This is a genomic window from Actinacidiphila bryophytorum (genome assembly GCF_016916835.1).
GTDB classification, from domain to species: domain Bacteria; phylum Actinomycetota; class Actinomycetes; order Streptomycetales; family Streptomycetaceae; genus Actinacidiphila; species Actinacidiphila bryophytorum.
Map to the genome: position 1 here is coordinate 238,668 of NZ_JAFFIX010000001.1, position 18,005 is coordinate 256,672.

20 protein-coding genes are annotated in these 18,005 nt (G+C 70.5%); 7 read left to right on the plus strand and 13 right to left on the minus strand.

Going from position 1 to position 18,005, the window contains the following annotated elements:
- Nucleotides 1-211: 211 nt before the first annotated feature.
- The 4 genes from JT723_RS01000 (at nt 212) to JT723_RS01015 (ending at nt 6,171) form a co-directional block, all read left to right on the plus strand.
- On the plus strand, nt 212-1,837 hold the full coding sequence (locus JT723_RS01000; protein WP_205042393.1) for a dynamin family protein: 1,626 nt from the start codon (nt 212-214) through the stop codon (nt 1,835-1,837).
- A 289-nt stretch (nt 1,838-2,126) separates the two neighbouring features.
- A complete protein-coding gene (locus tag JT723_RS01005; protein ID WP_417281773.1) occupies nt 2,127-3,974 on the plus strand; it encodes an ATP-binding protein in 1,848 nt (615 codons plus the stop codon).
- Nucleotides 3,975-4,100: 126 nt separating this feature from the next.
- Nucleotides 4,101-4,523, plus strand: a complete 423-nt coding sequence (locus JT723_RS01010; RefSeq protein ID WP_205042395.1) for a single-stranded DNA-binding protein — start codon at nt 4,101-4,103, stop codon at nt 4,521-4,523.
- Nucleotides 4,524-4,770: 247 nt separating this feature from the next.
- Nucleotides 4,771-6,171 carry a thioester domain-containing protein gene (locus JT723_RS01015; RefSeq protein WP_205042396.1) on the plus strand — a complete coding sequence of 467 codons (1,401 nt, stop codon included), beginning with the start codon at nt 4,771-4,773 and terminating at the stop codon, nt 6,169-6,171.
- 144 nt (nt 6,172-6,315) lie between these two features.
- Here JT723_RS01015 and JT723_RS01020 read toward each other — a convergent pair whose 3' ends face one another.
- The 13 genes from JT723_RS01020 to JT723_RS01080 form a co-directional block, all read right to left on the minus strand.
- Nucleotides 6,316-7,578, minus strand: coding sequence for a tyrosine-type recombinase/integrase (locus tag JT723_RS01020; protein WP_205042397.1), 1,263 nt, complete (start codon nt 7,576-7,578; stop codon nt 6,316-6,318).
- On the minus strand, nt 7,578-7,772 hold the full coding sequence (locus tag JT723_RS01025) for a helix-turn-helix transcriptional regulator (protein ID WP_205042398.1): 195 nt from the start codon (nt 7,770-7,772) through the stop codon (nt 7,578-7,580). The genes JT723_RS01020 and JT723_RS01025 overlap by 1 nt, the downstream gene beginning before the upstream one ends.
- 2 nt (nt 7,773-7,774) lie before the next feature.
- Nucleotides 7,775-9,163, minus strand: coding sequence for a replication initiator protein RepSA (gene repSA / locus JT723_RS01030; protein ID WP_205042399.1), 1,389 nt, complete (start codon nt 9,161-9,163; stop codon nt 7,775-7,777).
- A complete protein-coding gene (locus tag JT723_RS01035; RefSeq protein WP_205042400.1) occupies nt 9,163-9,357 on the minus strand; it encodes a hypothetical protein in 195 nt (64 codons plus the stop codon). Before JT723_RS01035 ends, repSA begins: the two co-directional genes overlap by 1 nt.
- A 5-nt stretch (nt 9,358-9,362) precedes the next feature.
- Nucleotides 9,363-9,548, minus strand: coding sequence for a hypothetical protein (locus JT723_RS01040; protein ID WP_205042401.1), 186 nt, complete (start codon nt 9,546-9,548; stop codon nt 9,363-9,365).
- 92 nt (nt 9,549-9,640) lie between these two features.
- Nucleotides 9,641-9,910 carry a hypothetical protein gene (locus JT723_RS01045; RefSeq protein WP_205042402.1) on the minus strand — a complete coding sequence of 90 codons (270 nt, stop codon included), beginning with the start codon at nt 9,908-9,910 and terminating at the stop codon, nt 9,641-9,643.
- A gap of 21 nt (nt 9,911-9,931) precedes the next feature.
- On the minus strand, nt 9,932-10,120 hold the full coding sequence (locus JT723_RS01050; protein WP_205042403.1) for a mobile element transfer protein: 189 nt from the start codon (nt 10,118-10,120) through the stop codon (nt 9,932-9,934).
- A gap of 28 nt (nt 10,121-10,148) precedes the next feature.
- Complete coding sequence (locus JT723_RS01055; RefSeq protein WP_205042404.1) at nt 10,149-10,817, minus strand: DUF2637 domain-containing protein; 669 nt, start codon at nt 10,815-10,817, stop codon at nt 10,149-10,151.
- 142 nt (nt 10,818-10,959) lie between these two features.
- Nucleotides 10,960-12,297 carry an FtsK/SpoIIIE domain-containing protein gene (locus JT723_RS01060; RefSeq protein ID WP_372441206.1) on the minus strand — a complete coding sequence of 446 codons (1,338 nt, stop codon included), beginning with the start codon at nt 12,295-12,297 and terminating at the stop codon, nt 10,960-10,962.
- Between the two features lie 27 nt (nt 12,298-12,324).
- Nucleotides 12,325-12,681 carry an SCO3933 family regulatory protein gene (locus JT723_RS01065; protein ID WP_205042405.1) on the minus strand — a complete coding sequence of 119 codons (357 nt, stop codon included), beginning with the start codon at nt 12,679-12,681 and terminating at the stop codon, nt 12,325-12,327.
- A gap of 161 nt (nt 12,682-12,842) precedes the next feature.
- Nucleotides 12,843-13,613, minus strand: coding sequence for a GntR family transcriptional regulator (locus JT723_RS01070; RefSeq protein WP_205042406.1), 771 nt, complete (start codon nt 13,611-13,613; stop codon nt 12,843-12,845).
- Nucleotides 13,614-13,669: 56 nt separating this feature from the next.
- On the minus strand, nt 13,670-14,089 hold the full coding sequence (locus JT723_RS01075; RefSeq protein WP_205042407.1) for a TIGR03668 family PPOX class F420-dependent oxidoreductase: 420 nt from the start codon (nt 14,087-14,089) through the stop codon (nt 13,670-13,672).
- Between the two features lie 515 nt (nt 14,090-14,604).
- On the minus strand, nt 14,605-14,910 hold the full coding sequence (locus JT723_RS01080; RefSeq protein ID WP_205042408.1) for a hypothetical protein: 306 nt from the start codon (nt 14,908-14,910) through the stop codon (nt 14,605-14,607).
- A 298-nt stretch (nt 14,911-15,208) separates the two neighbouring features.
- Here JT723_RS01080 and ettA point away from each other — a divergent pair, with 298 nt between their 5' ends.
- From ettA to JT723_RS01095, 3 genes are read left to right on the plus strand one after another with little or no spacing between them, the layout of a single operon-like run.
- Nucleotides 15,209-16,873, plus strand: coding sequence for an energy-dependent translational throttle protein EttA (gene ettA, locus JT723_RS01085; RefSeq protein ID WP_205042409.1), 1,665 nt, complete (start codon nt 15,209-15,211; stop codon nt 16,871-16,873).
- Entirely contained in the window at nt 16,873-17,298 is a 426-nt protein-coding gene (locus JT723_RS01090) for an acyl-CoA thioesterase (RefSeq protein WP_205042410.1), read from the plus strand. Before ettA ends, JT723_RS01090 begins: the two co-directional genes overlap by 1 nt.
- The gene (locus JT723_RS01095) at nt 17,295-17,987 is read left to right on the plus strand and encodes a DUF8185 domain-containing protein (protein WP_205042411.1); all 693 of its coding nucleotides are present in this window, start codon (nt 17,295-17,297) and stop codon (nt 17,985-17,987) included. The genes JT723_RS01090 and JT723_RS01095 overlap by 4 nt, the downstream gene beginning before the upstream one ends.
- Nucleotides 17,988-18,005: the final 18 nt, after the last annotated feature.

Here is an 18,005-nt window from a genome sequence, read left to right on the forward strand (position 1 = left end):
TATCATCCGACACCCTCGACCAGCGGTTCCTTGGTGTTCTGCGGCCTTGTTGTGATCATTGCGCGATCATTGTGCGGGCCTTGCGCGGCGGTCCCGGTCCGCCTGGCGGTGCCGCGGCGGGCCGCCGCCGGTTGGGCGTTATCCGGGCTGAATGGGGCTAATTAGCCGAAATGCGCTTCATAAATGCTCCAATATGGGGCATTCTGCCGTCGTGGCGATCTTGGACGTACGGCCAGAGTTGATCGACGCGCTGTCCGCGCTGCGCGACCGCGTCGAGGCCGCGTGCTTCCCCTTCCCGCTGCCCGGAGCGGGGCGCGCCGAGCGGACCCGCCAGGAACTGCTGACCCAGCTGGACGACTACCTGGTGCCCCGGCTCACCGCCCCGGAGGCGCCCCTGCTCGCGGTGGTCGGCGGATCGACGGGCGCGGGCAAGTCGACGCTTGTCAACTCACTTATCAGCCGTCGTGTCAGCGAATCCGGTGTGCTGCGACCCACCACCCGCACCCCGGTGCTGGTCTGCCACCCAGAGGACCGCGCGTGGTTCGCCGACCCGCGCGTGCTGCCCGGCCTGACGCGGGCCTGGGCCGTGCGCCAGCGGGTCAGGGGCGACGACGACGCACCCGACCGCAGCGAGCCCGCCCGGGCCGAACTCCGGCTGGAGTGCGACGACTCCCTGCCCCGCGGCCTCGCCCTGCTGGACGCCCCGGACATCGACTCCCTGGTCAGCGGCAACCGCGAACTCGCCGCCGAGCTGATCTGCGCGGCCGACATCTGGATCCTGGTCACCACCGCCTCCCGCTACGCCGACGCCCTGCCCTGGCACCTGCTGCGCACGGCCAAGGAGTACGACGTCACGCTCGCCACGGTTCTCGACCGCGTGCCGCACCAGATCGCCGACGACGTCAGCCGGCACTACGCGGCCCTGCTGGCCAAGGCCGGCCTGGGCGACGTGCCGCGCTTCACCGTCCCGGAACTGCCCGAGTCCGCGGGCGGCGGCGGGCTGCTGCCGCAGACGACCGTCGCCGGGCTGCGCGAATGGCTCACGCACTGCGCCCAGGACCCCGCCGCCCGCCAGCACGCCGCCCGCCGCACCGCAGAGGGCGTCCTGGACTCGCTGCGCAGCCGGCTGCCCGCCCTCGCCGCGGCCTCCGCCGCCCAGCACGCCGCGGCCCTGCGGCTGGCCGCCGCCGCAGAAGGCGCCTACGAACTGGCCGCCGAGCACATCGACACCGCCGTCCGGGCCGGCGCCCCCCTGGCCGGCGAGGCGCTGGCCCACTGGCAGGGCTACCCCGCCTGCGGCCCCGAGGCCCTGCAGCACGCCCTCGCCGAGGAGTTGGCGGCGCTGCTGCGCACCGAGACCGACGCCGCCGACGAGCGCATCGCCGACGTCTGGACCCGCGACCCGGCAGGCGCTGCACTCCTCGGCGACCCGGCATCCCGCCCCGACCGGGACCGCGTGGCGGTCGCCGCCCGGATCGACAAGGGCGTACGCCGCTGGCGCCGCACCGTGACCGACCTCGCCTACGCCCAACTGCGGGCGGCCCGCGACACCGAACGCCCGCCCGCCGACCCGGAGGACGTCGCCGCCCTGCTGGCCACCGCCCTGCTCGGCGGCCGGCGCGGGCGCACCGCGGGGGAGCGGCTCGCCGAGACCGTCGGCGCCCAGGCGGCCCTGCGGATGCGCGACGCCGCCCGCGACCGCCTCGCCGACGCCGTCGCCGGACTGCTCGACGGCGAACGCGACCGCAGGCTCGCACCCGTCGACGCCCTCGACGTCACCGCAGGCCAGCAGGCGTCGCTGATCTCCGTCCTGTCCCTACTGCAGAAGGAGCGGTGACCCGGTGCGCCACACCGCCACGTCCACGACGAGCACGACGCCCCCCGCCGACCCCTCGGCCGCGGCCCGGCAGCCGGGACGAGGGCGCCCCGCCACCGCCTTCACCCAGCCGGGCCACGGCCCCGCGCCCGTGCCCGCCCCGGGAGCGGGGCAGCCGGGAACCGCTCCCGGGAGTGCGGCAGCCGATCCGCTGAGCGCCCGGGTGGACGCGCTCGGCGAACTGCTCGGCCTGTCCAGGACCCGGATCAGCCCCGACGCCCTCGCCGAGACGAGCGAGCTGCTGGAGCGCATCAGCGAGCGGCGCAGGCTCTCCCTGGACCACACCGTGGTCGCCCTCGCCGGTGCCACCGGAAGCGGCAAGTCCGCGCTCTTCAACGCCCTGGCCGGACTCCCGCTGTCCGAGACCGGCATGCGCCGGCCGACCACGGCCCGCCCGATCGCCTGCGCCTGGCCCCCCGAGCGGGCCGCGGGGCTGCTCGACCGCCTCGGCATCGCCCCGCAGGACCGCTACACCCGGCGGCACGCCCGGATCCCCGCCCCGGCCGGCGGCGCCGAGCGCGGCGCATCCGGCGGCGCGGACGTCCTGCCTGGCGCCGAGGAGCTGCACGACGCGGTGCACGATCTCGGTGCGGTCCGGCCGGGCAGCACCGCCCACCCGGCCGGCGCCGATCCCCGGGATTCCGCGCCCGCGCCCGTGCCCGTGCCTGCGCCCGCCGCCGACGGCTTCGGCGGCGCCGCCGGCATCCCGGTCGGCGACGAGGGGTGTCCGGCTGGTTCACGACTTGACGACCTCGGTGGTGAGTGCTCGGAGCGCGCCGCCGCCGACACGGTGAGCCTGGACGGGCTCGTCCTGATCGACCTGCCCGACCACGACTCCGCCGCCCCCGGCCACCGCGCGCAGGTGGACCGGCTGCTGCAGCTCGTCGATGTCGTGGTCTGGGTGCTCGACCCCGAGAAATACGCCGATGCGGCGCTGCACGAACGGTATCTGCGCCCCCTTTCCGGCCATGCCGATGTGACGGTGCTGGTGCTCAACCAAGTGGACCGGCTGCCGGGGGACTCGGCAGACCTGGTGCTCGACGACTTGCGCCGGCTGCTGGACGAGGACGGCCTCGCCGTGGGGGAGCACGGCGACGCCGGCGCCGTCGTGCTCGCCGCCTCGGCGCTGACCGGGCATGGCGTGCCCGATCTGCGCGGGGTGCTGGCCCAGATCGTCGCTGAGCGGACCGCCTCCGGCCGCCGGCTGGCTGCCGACGTGGACCGCACGGCGCGACGTCTGCACCCGCTCTATGTGGGAGAGGGCGGCGCCGGGCTGACCGACCCGGCGCGGGAGGAGTTCGTCGACCGGCTGGCGGACGCGGTGGGAGCGGCCGGTGCAGGTCAGTCGGCGGAACGGGAGTGGGCGGCTGCCGCCCGTGCGGCGTGCGGCACACCGTGGGGGCGGTTGAGAGGAGAACGGACCGCCGCGGGCGCCGGTTCCCCCGCAGCGCGCGAGACGCCGACTTCACCCGTACGGCGCAACGGCCCGGGAGCCGGGGCCGGCGCCCCGGGTCCCGTGGCGTCCCGGCCGCTGGTCGGTGAGGCGGTGCGCGGGCTGGCCGCCGACGCCGCCCGCGGTCTTCCGGCCCCCTGGGGGCAGGCGGTGCGCGAGGCCGCCCGGCGCGGCGGGGAGGGCCTGCCGGCCGCCCTGGACAGCGCGGCGAAACGCGCCGAGCCCGGGTCCCCCGAGCGGCCCGGCTGGTGGTCGGCCGCCCACGTGGTGCAGTGGCTGCTGATGGCGCTGGCCGTCGCGGGCGCGGTGTGCCTGAGCGCGCTCGCCTTCGGCTCGATCGAGCTGAGCTGGTGGGTGCCGGTCGTGATGGCCGCGTCCGGCGGGCTCGGCGGCCCGGCGGTCTCCGCCGGCTGCCGGGTCGCGGCCCGCGGTCCCGCCCGCCGCTACGGCCAGGCCGCCGAGCGGCGGATGCGGGACGCCGCCGCCGACTGCGGCAGGGCCAGGGTGCTCGAACCCGTCGCGGCCGAGCTGATGCGCTACCGCGAGGTGCGCGAGCAGTTCGCGGTGGTCGCAGGTACTTCCCCGCGCGCGCCGCACGCGCGTGATTCCCGGTCGGCGACTTCCCATTCTCATTCGTCCGAGTGACGGGTTATCCACAACAGGGAGGTTATCCACAGATTCGAGATGGTCTTTCCTTGACCGTCCGAATTTGAGGCACGATGTTCTCAGGACGTCCCACCGCGGGATGCTGTGGAAAGTGAGGACCGTGCAATGAACGAGACCTTGGTGACCGTCGTGGGGAACGTGGCGACGGAGCCCGAGATGTACACCACCGCGACGGGCGTGGGGGTCACCCGGTTCCGGCTGGCGACGACCGCGCGCCGGTGGGACTCCGAGCGCGGGTCGTGGACGGACGGCGCGACCAGTTTCTACACGGTGCGCGCCTGGCGCACGCTGGCGGGGCACGTCAAGGAGTCGGTGGGGCTCGGCGAACCGCTGGTGGTGCAGGGGCGGCTGAAGATCCGTGAGGACGAGCGCGACGGCCGCCGCTACACGGCGGCCGAGATCGAGGCGGTGGCGGTCGGGCACGACCTGGCACGCGGGGTCGCGCGGTTCAGCCGGACCTCCGCACCCCCTGCGACCCTGCCGGAGCCGTCGGCGCCGCCACCGGTTCCCGCGGTGGCTGTGCCCTGATTCCGCGGAGTATCCGTATTCAGCGGTATTTCCGGGGATCAATTACGCCGGGGACTTGTCGACAATCACGGAAACATGCGCACAAGCGGGTAACGATTGGGATGCGAAAAGGGGCGGGCGGCGACCCTTTCGGTGCTGATGTTGCGCGTGGTTCCTAGGATTCGGCACTGACACACGGGGGCTCGGAGCTGCAGGCGAGGCGACCCTCTTTCCACCGACCCGCCTCGCCCGGAGGGGAAAACCAACCATGTTCACCACCTACAGGCGGAGCGCTGCCCGCATCGCGGCGGCCGGTGTTGCCACCGGCCTGCTCGCCGCGGGCGCCTTCGCCGGCGCGGGAAGCGCGGTCGCCGACGACGCGGCCACTCCGTCGTCCAGCGGTGCGACGGCCGTTCTCGAAGGCATCCAGAGCGATCTGTCCGATGTCGCCACGGTCGCCACCAAGGACGGCGGGACCAACACCCACGAGGCCGCCGGCCTGTTCAAGATGGATCTCGGCGGCGGCAAGAGCATCTACACCTACTGCATCGACCTGTTCAACTCGACCAAGCCGAAAGCGCACTACCAGGAGGTCCCCTGGAGTGCGACCTCGCTCTACCAGCAGGGCAAGGACCGCGCCAAGGCGGGGAAGATCGCCTGGATACTCAACCACTCCTTTCCGCAGGTCGACGACCTCGGCGCGCTGGCCACGACGGCAGGGGCGGGGCCGCTGACCAAGAAGACCGCCGCCGCGGGCACCCAGGTCGCCATCTGGCGGCTCTCGGACGACCCGACGGCCAAGGCCAACGACCCGGCGGCCGAGCAGCTGGCCGACTACCTGTCCAAGACGGCCGTCGCCGTCGCCGAGCCCGATGCGTCGCTGACCCTGGACCCGCCCTCGGTCTCGGGCAAGTCCGGTGACCGCATCGGCCCGGTGACCGTGCACACCAACGCGAAGTCCGCGGATGCGGAGATCGCCGCGGACGCGGCCGGCGTCAAGCTGGTCGACGCCGACGGCAGGCCGGTGACCACCGCGAAGGACGGCAGCAAGCTCTACTTCGACGTCCCCGCGGGCACCAAGGACGGCAGCACCTCCGTCAAGGTGACCGCCACCACCACGGTGCCGATCGGCCGGGCCTTCACCGGTTTCGGCGCCAACGACGTCGCGAGCCAGACCCAGATCCTGGCGGGCTCCGACACCACCCCGCTGACCGCGCAGGCCACGGTCACGTGGGCGAAGAAGGGCGCGATACCGGCGGTCAGCGCCGCGGTGAACTGCGCCAAGGGCGGGGTCGACGTCACCGCCGCCAACAAGGGCGACGAGGACCTGGTCTTCAGCCTCGGCGGCAAGGACTACACCGTCGCCCCGGGCGCGTCGCAGACCGTGCTCGTCCCGGTCGCGGAGGACCAGCACTACAAGATCGACGTCACGCTGCCGGACAAGTCGGTGAAGTCGTTCGAGGGCGTGCTGGACTGCAAGAGCGCGACCACCGTGCCGACCACCCCGGCGAACCAGCCGAGCCCGGCCGGCAGTGACCAGGACCTGGCGGCGACCGGCAGCAGCAGCGCCACGCCCATGATCGCGGGCATAGCCATCGCCCTGGTCGTCCTCGGCGGCGGCGCGGTGTTCTTCTTCCGCCGCAAGAAGAGCGCCACCGGCACGGAGTGATCCACCGGGTCCCGGCGCCCCCGCACCCGGCGCCGGGACCCATTCGCCCCGTGGGGTGGACGTACGGCAAGATGGGGTGTTTCTCATCCCAGCGCGACATGAAACGACCCCTCACCAGCGGTTTCCCGTTGATGAGGGGCCGTCTCACGCGGCGTGGGCCGTCTCTGGGCCGTCATGAGCGTGACCGGCGGCCCGGTACATCGCGCTGATAGCGCTCCGGGTCCGGGTCTCACTACTCGGCATCAGGTGCGTGTACACCCGCAGCGTGAACCCCGGGTCGCTGTGCCCGAGGTACAGACTCAGCGCCTTGACGTTCTCTCCGGCGTCGAGGAGCACCGAAGCGTAGAAGTGCCGCAACGCGTGCATACCGTGCTCTCGGGCAGCTTCGTAGCGCTTCCCCTTCTCCGGTACCGGGATGATCCCGGCGGACGCAAGAGCGGGCTTCCACGCCTGATCGTTGAAGGCGTTGCTCCAGACCGCCGAGCCCGCACCGCTGGTGAAGATCAGACGATGCGTCACCTTCGGTCCGGTCGGCGTGAGCCAGGGCAAGGTCACATCGACCGGCGGGAAGCGCTTCATGTGCTCGGTCAGCGCAGCAGACACCTCGGGATCGAGCGGAACGTCACGGATCTTGCCCCGCTTCGGAGGCGCGAACACGAGGCCGCCCCGGAGCTTCTTGATCTGCTGTCGCACGTACAGCCACCCGAGATCCCCGATGTTGTCGACGGCAAGGCCGAAGATCTCGCCCTGCCGGAGACCGCAGCCCCCGCCGACATCTGCCGTCGCCCAGTAGCGATCCGGCAGCCCCTCGCGTACTGCGAACACCTGCTCCGCCGACCACGGGTGCACTCGGGTCGGAGCCGGACGAGGAGCCTTCACCGACCTGGCACGGCAAGGATTCATCGGCAACAGCCTGTCGTCCACAGCCGCATTGAGCACGGAGGACACCGCGTCGAAGATCAGCCGCCGGTACGACGCGGCGGCGACGGAGTCTTCAAGGTCACGCAGCCACTCGCGCACGTGCTCCGGCTGGAACGACCCGATCGGACGGCTGCCCAGGTACGGCAGGGCGTGAAGGCGCAGACGCCCCTCAAACGCGGCCCGACTGGTGAGGTCGGTCGTCAGCGCGGCGAGCCAGCGTTCCGCGTACTCCCGGAACGTGATCCGAGACGTACGAGGGTCGATGTACTGGCCCCGGCTCATGTCGGCTTCCAGGTTGGTCAACCAGGCTTCAGCCGCGCGCTTCTGCCGGTCGGGGAAGCTCTTGCTCTTCTCCGTACCATCCGGGCCAACGTACCGAGCGCGGTAGCGCAAGCCGAGGCCGTAGCGGTCGGACTTGACCTTGACGGGCTTGCCGTCCGGACCCTTCTCCGTCTTGTACCAGCGGTCTTGAATGTGCCCGGCCATCAGGCAACCTCCCCCATCAGACCGGCGATCCAGCGGCGGACCTCTTCGGGGTCGTAGCGAAGGTGACGACCGACGCGGAAGCCGCGCGGACCGGTGTGCTTGCGCCGCCACTGGTAGATGGTCTCCAGCGGCACACCGAGCAGATCGGCCAGGTCCGGCGGGGTCAAGAAGCGATCCGGCAGCGCACTATTCATGGTCACCACTCCTCTTCCTCGCTGATCTCTGCGCGTGCTTGGCGTGCGGCGTCGCGGGTTTGGGCGATGTCGCGGTGGATCTGTTGGGCGAGCCAGGATTCGCCGGGGGTGTGGCCGTGTCCGGCGTAGGCCCAGTGCGCGATCACGAGCGTGGTGGCCTCTGGGTCGGTGTCGGGATCGGGTAGTCCGCGTTCGCGTCGTTCCTGGTTGGCGCGGTAGTCGGCGCGGGCTTGTCGGAGTGCTCCGAGGGTGGTGGAGTAGCGGCGGGCTTTGGTGGAGAAGTGGCCGCGGAAGCCGAGCATGTGTGCCCAGGCCCACAGCCGCCGGTCGGGGTAGATCCCGTCGAGGTCCCAGCAGGCTTGGATGAGGCGCCGGGTGTGGGCGGGCAGGTCGGGCAGCTTGTCGAGTTCGGCGAGTTCGCCGATGCGGCGGTCTACGGTGCCAGTGGTCTCGGCGGCTTTGGTGGCGTACTTGGCGACGTAGGAGGCGACGGCTTGTTCGGTCAGTTCCTCGCCGTGCCCGAAGGCTCCGATGGGCTGCACATCGAGCTGTGTTCCCCAGTGCAGGACCCGGACGGGCTCGTCACCAGCGGCGGGCACGGTCACCGTGGCACGGGCGGCAGCGGCGCGTAACGCGTCGGCGAGCAGGCCAGCGGTTGCCCACGCGGGGGGTGGGGTGTCGGGTCCGTCGGGTCCGTCGAAGCGGATCACGGCGTGGAAGTGGATCGCGCCGCGCTTCTGGTACTCGGCGACCTTGCCGTACGACACCCGCAGCCGTTCCCGGAGTTCGCGTTGGGTGATGCCGACTCGGGCAGCGATTTCCCGGGGCAGGTAGATGGTGATGTAGCGCCACAGGTCTGAGGCGTGGTTGTTCCACAGCACTGCGCCTGCGTAGTCGTACGTCTCCGGGTCCAGCGGCGTGCCCAGCTCCGGTGCCCCGTCTGGGTGGGCGGTGCGGCAGCGGCAGTGGCCACGGGCCGGGCGGTTGTGGACGGCGCCGAAGGACGGGGCGGTGAGGGTGGCGAATACGCGGGGGTGGTCGGTCACGGTTTCGGGGACGCCCTTGCCGCCGGTCAGGCCGGAGAGGATGAGTTGGTAGGTGTCACCGGCGTAGGTCCAGGCGCAGGCGGGGCAGCGCGAGGCGCGGCGGTTGCCGCAGGCGACGCGGAGCCTGCCGCCCGGCTCGGCGCTGGTGTCGTAGGAGTAGAGGACCTGCCCGGTTGCCGGGTCGAGAGTGGTGGTTGAGCCGATCAGGTGGATCGGGTCGGAGCAGCCGCCGGTGCGGCGTACTTGGTCGTTCCAGCGGTCGAAGCCGTCGGTCCCGGCCACCCGTAGGAAGTCCTGCCAGGTGGTCGGGTCCAGGCCCGCCGGGAGTTCGGCGGTGAGTTCCATCAGCGGCCCGCCTCGGCGTGGCTGGCCTTGTGGTCGCTGTAGGCCTCGACCAGGGCCTTGACCGCGGTGGTGCCCTTGGCGCTGTCGGTGGCGCCGCAGTGGCAGGCGTATTCGCCGGTGGGGGCAGTGGAGTAGGAGCCGCCCTTGATGTGCAGGCCGGGCGACGTGGCGGACGGGCGAAGACCTTCACTCATCGCAGTCACCGCCCGACAGCGGCGAGGGTGCGGCGGGCAGGGGTGGTGCCGGTGCCCTTGCAGGCGGGGCAGGTGACAGAGATGGTGCGCAGGGTGCCGTCGAGCCGCCGGTTTCCGGTGGCGATGTGGACGACGGGGAAGCCGTCGCAGTGGCCGCAGACGTGGCCCGGGGCGCGGTTGTGCTGGGGCATGATGGTGAGTCCCTTTCGGGTCCGTTGGATCAGGAAGAGGTCAGGCGCCCGGGGCGGTCGTGTTTGGCGACAGGTGCCGCCCCGGGTGCCGGTCAGCGCTTGCGCGCGAGGTTGATCGAGACGCTGGCGCCGCCGACAGTGGGCACGGCGGCAGCCGCAGCGGCAGCGGCGGTCTGGAAGGCGAAGGCCAGGACGACGATGACCAGCGCGGTGCCGCCGCTGATGGCGATGGTGAGCAGGATGCGTCCGGCGTAGGACGGGCCAGGTGCCTGGATGACGACGACCTGTCCGGGGTGGACGCCGGGCGGGATCAGTTCGGCCGGGCGGTGGTTGGCGGAGAGCTGAGCGGTCGGGTGTCGCACGGGTATCCACTCCTTCCGGGATCAGGTGGTGCAGGTGTGGGTGCGGGCGGCGAGTTCAGCGGCGGCGCGGCTGGTGTAGTCGTTGGACCAGCCGCAGCGCGGGGCGGTGCAGGCCGCGATGGTGGCGTTGCGGCCGTGCCGGTCGCGGTGGTCGCCGACTTCCACGGGGCCGATCCGCGCGGTGTTGGCGAAGCGTTCGAAGCGGGCCACGGGTTGTTTCCTCCTCTCGTGATCTCAGTCAGGCGAGCTGTGCGGCGATGGCGTCCGCCAGAGCCGGGGGGACACCGAGCCGGGTGCGCAGGGTGTCGGGGTCGATCGGCTGTCCGGTCGCGGACTGGTGGGAATCGGCGATCTTCCGTGCGTGCTCAACCAGCGCAGCCGGAACCGCCACCAGCGGAGCAGCAGGAGCCGGAGCAGGGGCGGGGGGAAGCTCAGGGACAGGCATCGGATCGGGGACGGGCGCGGGGGCGCGGTCGAGGGTGACCGGGTCGGGTTCAGTCGGCGCATCGGTCACCTCGTTGGCCGGCGTGGGGGTGGGGAGGCTGTGGGCGAGGAGGGTGCCGCCGAAGAACGCCAGGGCGGGCCATCCGGCGACCAGGACGCGCAGCACGGCCGGGACGTGGTGCATGTCCAGGAGCCCGGCGGTGGCGACGTTGGCGCCCAGGGACGCCGTCAGCGCGATGACGAACCAGGTCCACGCGGCACGGGCAGGGCGGCCGGTGGCCCGCAGGGTGCGCATGCGGTGCCAGGCGGCGACCAGCAGCAGGTCAACGCTGATGGGGTAGGCCCAGGCTTTCCAGCCGGTCTGTCCGGCGGCGTCGGCGATGTCGTGCAGGTGCGCGAAGGACAGCGAACCGGCGATCACGGCTTGGATCAGGATCGGGTCCACACGCAGGACGCGGGCCATGGGGGTTCACCTTCTTTCTCGGGGATCAAGCCCGGGGCCGGGCGGGTAGATCCGGCAGCCCCGGGCGGTACGGGGTTTCGGGCATGGAGCGGGTAGGGACCTGGCGTGAAAGCGGTCACGCCGACCGGTGGAGCAGGGGGTGTCAGGCGGTGGCGGGTACCGGCTCGGGGGCCGGTCCGGTGCCGGTCGGGAGCGGGGGCAGAACGGGCCGGAAGGCGTCCAGCGCGGAGATGTCGGGGGTCAGGGCTGCGTACTGGTTGCAGGTGGCCACTGCAGCGCGCAGCGACGTGTGGGGGGTGCGGATGCGGGACCAGCCGCCGGATGTGTCGGCAGCGATGGCGACGCCCGGTTGATCCGGTGCGATGGCCAGGACCGAGGCCAGCGCCTCAGGGGCGATGTCGCCGAAGGCCATCTTCGCGGAGGCTTCGTCGTTGACGCGGTGGCAGACCCGGCCGGTGAGCTGGGCACGCAGCATGGTCACGCCCTCACCCAGTTCCGAGCCGAAGCGCTGCCCGCACACCTCCAGGTAGATCCCGGCAGCACGCGAGAGCTGACCGAGCCGGACCAGAGCGGTGATGATCCGCTCGCGCCGCTTCTTCTGCGCAGCAGCCGAGACGAGGAGTAGTTCGGCGACCTCATCGATCATGACCACGATCGGCACCGGACGGATCTTCTCCGGCAGGCCCCAGATGTCGGAAGTGATCTCCGCATCAGGGGTGTCCGCGCTGATCCGCTGCGCGGCCCGGATGACCTCGAAGCGTTCGCCCATCTCCTCAACCAGTGCTTCCAGGAGATCGGCGGCAGCCTCCGGAGTGTCGGCCATGGCGGAGAACCGGCGCGCCAGCGGAGCCAGTTCGACTCCCTTCTTGCAGTCGATCCCGACCAGCGCGACCGCCTGAGGGGCGAGTTCCCTGATCAGACCGCGCTGATACACAGACTTGCCCGACTCGGTCGCGCCCACAGTCAGACAGTGCGGCACCTTCCGGAAGTCCCGGTAGTGCACCGTTCCGTCAGCGCGCAGCGCGACCGGCACCCGCAGGGCCGACCTTTCGGCACGGGCAGGCATGTGCACACGGCTGAGTACGTCATAGCCGGTCATCGACAGTTCCAGGACCCCGGAGCGGACTTCCTTGACCGCGACCTGGTGAAGGCGCCAGGAATGCCGGAGCCGGTCGGCGGCCGAGATCACGTCGAAGGCATCCTGCCCCGGCTGGAGCCGGATCCGCGCGACCAGGCCGGTACGGGTGGTCTTCATCCGCAGCAGCTTGGGCGGGCGGTTCGCGGGCATCTCCCGGCGCATCACCTTCGCCAGCGCGACACGTGCCCGGGACGGGGGAACCGACAGGCCGCAGGCGTCCATGACCGAGGCGTACGACCAGGTCACCCGGATACGGGCCGCAGGGCCGCCGACGACCATCCAGTACAGGTCGGGGCGGACCCGGCGCAGGATCAGCACAGCGGCGATCCCAGCGCCGGTCAGCACCAGAACAGTAACGCCCACGGCCGGTCAGCCCTTGCCGTTCGAGGCAGCCGCCGGAACCAGAGACGTGACGGCCACCGCGCGGAAGCTGATCCCGTGCCGCTTCTGCCCGTTGAACTCGTTCTCCCAGTCCCGCGCCCGCAGCCCCGTCACAGCCACCAGCGTGCCCGGCGTCAGCGTCGAGTCGATGCCCGTCTCCGGGATCGTCACCTGGAACAGGTCCCCCTGCCCCTCATCTGAGACCAGCAGACCCACCGTCTTGAGCGGCGCACCGGTCTCACGGTCGATCGCGACCTCGCCGGTCTGCTTGTTCACCAGCTTCGGAACGGGCGGGGTGGCCACGAACACCGTGGCGGTCGAAAGGTCGATCTTGAACGAAGCCATACGACAACTCCAGTGCTTGGTGAAGGAGTAGAGGTCTCCCCCACGAGCCGAGTAGCTTGTATATCCAAGCTGTGCTACCACCGTACGGGCATCAACTTGGATATGCAAGTGGGGAGTTGAAAGAGGAGAGCCCGAAGGCTCTCCAGTAGGTGTGCAGTTGATCAGGGAACGTCGATCACGTACCGGAAGACGTGACGATCACACGGCACCCGGGAGTCAAGGACTTCCACGGTCTGACCAGCAGAAGTGTGTGCCGTACGGAGTACTCGTGCGAGCGGTACGCCGGGTGGGATCTTGAGTGCGTCAGTCTCTACCGGTGTGGGCATGCGGATCTCAAGATCCTCCACAAACTGCGTGATCCGCTGGCCAATCGGCCCCTCTGGATCTTCGATCAGCCGACTGACGCCACCGCGAATCCGACGTGGTTGAGCGACTTGGGTGCCGCCGAACAGGTCGGCCGGGTAGTAGCCGTCAACGAGCTGCATCGGTTCGTCGTTCACGAAGAATGCTCGGCGCCGGACGATTACCTCAGTGCCGTCGGCGACGCCAAGCCGCTCCGCCACGTCGGCAGGTGCGGGCACTGTCTCTACAGACGCGATCCGTTGTTCGGGCCGCAATCCCTGTGCCGCAGCCTCTGCGTTGAAGTTGCTGACGCCCGTGTCCCGGCGAGCGCGGAAGTTCGCCCCGGTCGTGAGCATCTGCACGTTGGGGCGGGGTCGCACGAAGACCCCTCGGCCTTGCTCGCTGATGAGCAGACCGTCGGCCTTGAGAAGCGCTAGAGCCTTCCGGACTGTGACGCGCGTCGTTCCGTACTGATCTTTGAGTTCGTTCTCCGACTGGAGCTTTTCGCCTGCGCGCAGCTTCCCGGACAAGATCCGGTCGCGCAGCTCGTCGGCAATCTTCCTGAACGGAGGAAGATCCTTCTCGGCCATCTAGGTCACCTCGACTTGGCTATGCAAGCCAGCGTACGCCCTGGTGCCGACAAGAGTCATCCTGCGAACGCCCAACCGGTCCAGCCGTCCACGTGGATGACAACGACAGGCCCTTGAGGGGGGTGCTCGGCGTACTGGTCGTACTTCCGCTGGAGCAGTTCCACAGCCTTACGGTAGGTAGCACCCTCGTTCAGGATCTCCGCCCGGCCGTCAGCCCGAGCCCACCACAAGGTGTTCCAGTCGTCTGCGTAGTGGTCGGCCATGACCGCCACGGACGGGTTTTCGGAGATATTCCGCAGGCGCCGCAGATTGACGGAACGCTTCGGCTTGTAGTCGATCGCGAAGTAGATCACGTCACCGTCTGCCGCGAACGTAACGGGTACGACGTGCGGTATCCCGGCCCGATCGGCCGTTGCCAGCCGTCCGACCGGCGAAGCCGCGAAGCGCTCACGGGCCTCAGTCTCGGAGAGGTTCATACGGCGAACGTACCCAGCGTGCGGCGCGCAATCGACGTCTGCCCGAGTGTGTTGTTACAGGTTTCTCTACCTCATCAAGGCACCCGGCTCCGCTACCGCTCCGCCGGGCGCGCGTCCGGCGTCCGGCCGCGCCGCCGCTCCTGTCTCCGCCCCGCTCCGGCTCGGCCGCGCCGCGCGCGCCCGCGATGGGTCAGCCAAGGGCATGAGGTGATACCGCACGGCCGAGGCCAAGGCGATGCCTCCGGCGGGGGCGCTCCGGCTCCGAGATGGCCCCAACCCGCTGGCGACCGCGCGTTCATCGTGGTGAGGGTGGGGCTCCCATCCCATCTGCCATCGACCCGGGCAAGCCGAGCAGTCGCGGCCCAGGGCGTCAAGGTCGTTCGTACAGTGGCGCGCTCCACCTTGACGCCCTGAACCACGCCCGCTCCACAAGAGTGCGGGCCGACGGCAGACGGGATGGGAGGAAGGATAGGTTCCGGCTGAGCCGAGTGAGGACCAGGAGCCCGGAGTGCGGCTCAGAAAGTCTCAGCCAGCGGGAAGTCTTCATAGCCCGCGTACATAGCATATCCGGCATAATTAGCATACTTAGTGTAAAGCGACCCTCGAATCGGACCAAATGCGGGCTTGGCCCAAGCCTTCTTGGACTTGTGGGTGATCAGTCGATCGTCGTTCATCACTTCGCCGAGGTACCGGCCATCAACGCCGTAGATCTCCTCGCCGTAGAACTTGCCGACGTGCTGGCCGCGATGGGTGTACAAGTTGTCTCCGCTGCGGTAACCGAAGAACTTGCCGCGCCAGGTCCAGAAGTGCTGAGTGGCCATGGTCATCTCCCTTTTGAGGCGAGAGTATGCCTGCCACCACCGACATCGCAGCTTTCCGCAGGGGGAGCTAGCCGTGGGAGTGCTGGGCCGTCTGTGGGCCGTGCGAGGGTGACCGACGTTGACCGAGGATGACAGGCGGTCACGGAGGGTCGCCGGACGGACCGCAGGTCAGGGGCGGGGGAGGGGGCGCTGAGGTACCCATTCGCCCCGTGGGGTGGACGTACGGCAAGATGGGGTGTATCTGCCCTCACGCGGCGGAGCCGCACATTGGCCCTCTCGATCTGCCGGACGGTTTCTCTTGGCTGAGTACATCTACACGATGCGCAAGACGCGCAAGGCGCACGGCGACAAGGTCATCCTCGATGATGTGACGCTGAGCTTCCTGCCGGGCGCGAAGATCGGTGTGGTCGGCCCGAACGGTGCCGGTAAGTCCACCGTGCTCAAGATCATGGCGGGTCTGGAGCAGCCGTCCAACGGGGACGCGTTCCTGTCGCCCGGCTACAGCGTCGGCATGCTGCTGCAGGAGCCGCCGCTGGACGAGTCCAAGACCGTCCTGGAGAACGTGCAGGACGGGGTCGCCGAGGTCAAGGCGCAGCTGGACCGGTTCAACGAGATCGCCGAGCTGATGGCGACGGACTACTCCGACGCGCTGCTCGACGAGATGGGCCAGCTGCAGGAGAAGCTCGACCACTCCAACGCGTGGGACCTGGACGCGCAGCTGGAGCAGGCGATGGACGCGCTGGGCTGCCCGCCCGGCGACTGGCCGGTGACCACGCTCTCCGGTGGCGAGAAGCGCCGGGTGGCGCTGTGCAAGCTGCTGCTCGAGGCGCCCGACCTGCTGCTGCTCGACGAGCCGACCAACCACCTGGACGCGGAGTCCGTGCAGTGGCTCGAGCAGCACCTGGCGAAGTACGCGGGCACCGTCGTGGCCGTCACCCACGACCGGTACTTCCTGGACAACGTGGCGCAGTGGATCCTGGAGCTGGACCGCGGCCGGGCGATCCCCTACGAGGGCAACTACTCCACCTACCTGGAGAACAAGGCCTCGCGGCTCAAGGTCGAGGGCCAGAAGGACGCCAAGCGGCAGAAGCGGCTCAAGGAAGAGCTGGAGTGGGTGCGCTCCAACGCCAAGGGCCGGCAGGCCAAGTCCAAGGCGAGGCTGGCGCGCTACGAGGAGATGGCGGCCGAGGCCGACAAGATGCGGAAGCTGGACTTCGAGGAGATCCAGATCCCGCCGGGCCCGCGGCTGGGCGCCATCGTGGTCGAGGTCCAGCACCTGAACAAGGCCTTCGGCGACAAGGTGCTGATCGACGACCTGTCCTTCACCCTGCCGCGCAACGGCATCGTGGGCGTGATCGGCCCCAACGGCGCCGGCAAGACCACGCTGTTCAAGATGCTCCAGGGCCTGGAGGAGGCCGACTCGGGGACCATCAAGGTCGGCGAGACGGTGAAGATCTCCTACGTCGACCAGGGCCGGGCCAACATCGACCCGAAGAAGACGCTGTGGGAGGTCGTCTCGGACGGCCTGGACTACATCAACGTCGGCCAGGTCGAGATGCCCTCGCGGGCGTACGTGTCGGCGTTCGGCTTCAAGGGCCCCGACCAGCAGAAGCCCTCGGGCGTGCTGTCCGGCGGTGAGCGCAACCGGCTGAACCTGGCGCTGACCCTCAAGCAGGGCGGCAACCTGCTGCTGCTCGACGAGCCGACCAACGACCTCGACGTGGAGACCCTGTCCTCGCTGGAGAACGCGCTGCTGGAGTTCCCCGGTGCGGCCGTGGTCGTCTCCCACGACCGGTGGTTCCTGGACCGGGTGGCCACGCACATCCTGGCCTACGAGGGCAACTCCAAGTGGTTCTGGTTCGAGGGCAACTTCGAGTCCTACGAGAAGAACAAGGTCGAGCGGCTCGGCCCCGACGCGGCCCGGCCACACCGCGCCACGTACAAGAAGCTGACGCGCGGCTGATGGCACGGCACATCTTCCGCTGCCCGCTGCGCTGGGCGGACATGGACGCCTTCGGGCATGTCAACAACGTGGCCTTCCTGCGGTATCTGGAGGAGGCCAGGATCGACTTCATGTTCCGCCTGGCGCCGGGCGAGGGGAGTGCGTCCTTCACCGGCGGCTCGGTGGTGGCGCGGCACGAGATCGACTACCTGCGCCCGCTGGTGCACCGGCACGCCCCGGTCGACATCGAGACCTGGGTGACCGACATCTCGGCCGCGTCCATGACGGTGCGCTACGAGGTGAAGGACGAGGAGACGGTCTACGCGCGGGCGTCGACCGTCGTGGTGCCGTACAACCTGGCCATGGGGCGGCCGCGGAGGATCACGGCGGAGGAGCGGGCCTTCCTGGAGAAGTACCGCGACGACGACGGGTCAGTCGCCGTATGACCGCAGTCCGGCTGGTTCTCGGGCACGAGGGCGGCGGCGACAGCGCGGGGGAGGCGGCCGACCTGGCCGCCTTCCTCGGGCGGCTGGTCCGCTGGGACAAGGCGGCCGTGGTGCGGCTGCGGTCCGCGGCGGGAGAACCGGCCCTCGGCGTCTTCGGGCACCCGCCGTTCGGCGGTGTCCTCGCGGTGCGCAGCACGGCGGTGCACGGCGCCGCCGCGACGGGGGCGGCGGTCGACGCCACGGTGTCGGCCGGCCAGCTGCTCGAGGCGGTGTCCGCGCACGAGCAGGGCTTCGAGCTGCCGCCGTCCGTGACCGGCCCGGCCTGGGCGGGGCTGCTGCCGCCGCAGGGCGGGTGGCGGCGGACGGCGGAGTTCGACCCGGGGCAGGTGCGGAAGGCGGCGGTCGAGGCCGTCGCGGAATTCCGTTCCCGCACCGAGGAGTTGCCGCCGCAGGGCAGGACCAGGGCGGCGCTCGACGCGCTCGCCGAGGAGCTGTGGACCCGGCCCTACCAGGGCACCACTCTGCGGGTGGTGCACGCGGCCCATGCGCTGGGCTTCCTGCGCGGGGACGGCGACGAGCCCGTTGCGCTGCTGGTGGCCGGGCCGTGGACGCGGCTGCGCACCGGATACGGCTCGGTGGCGGTGCGGCGGGAGTCGGCCGCGGCCGGCCTGACCTTCTCCCCGGCCTGAAACACCGGCGGCGGCCTG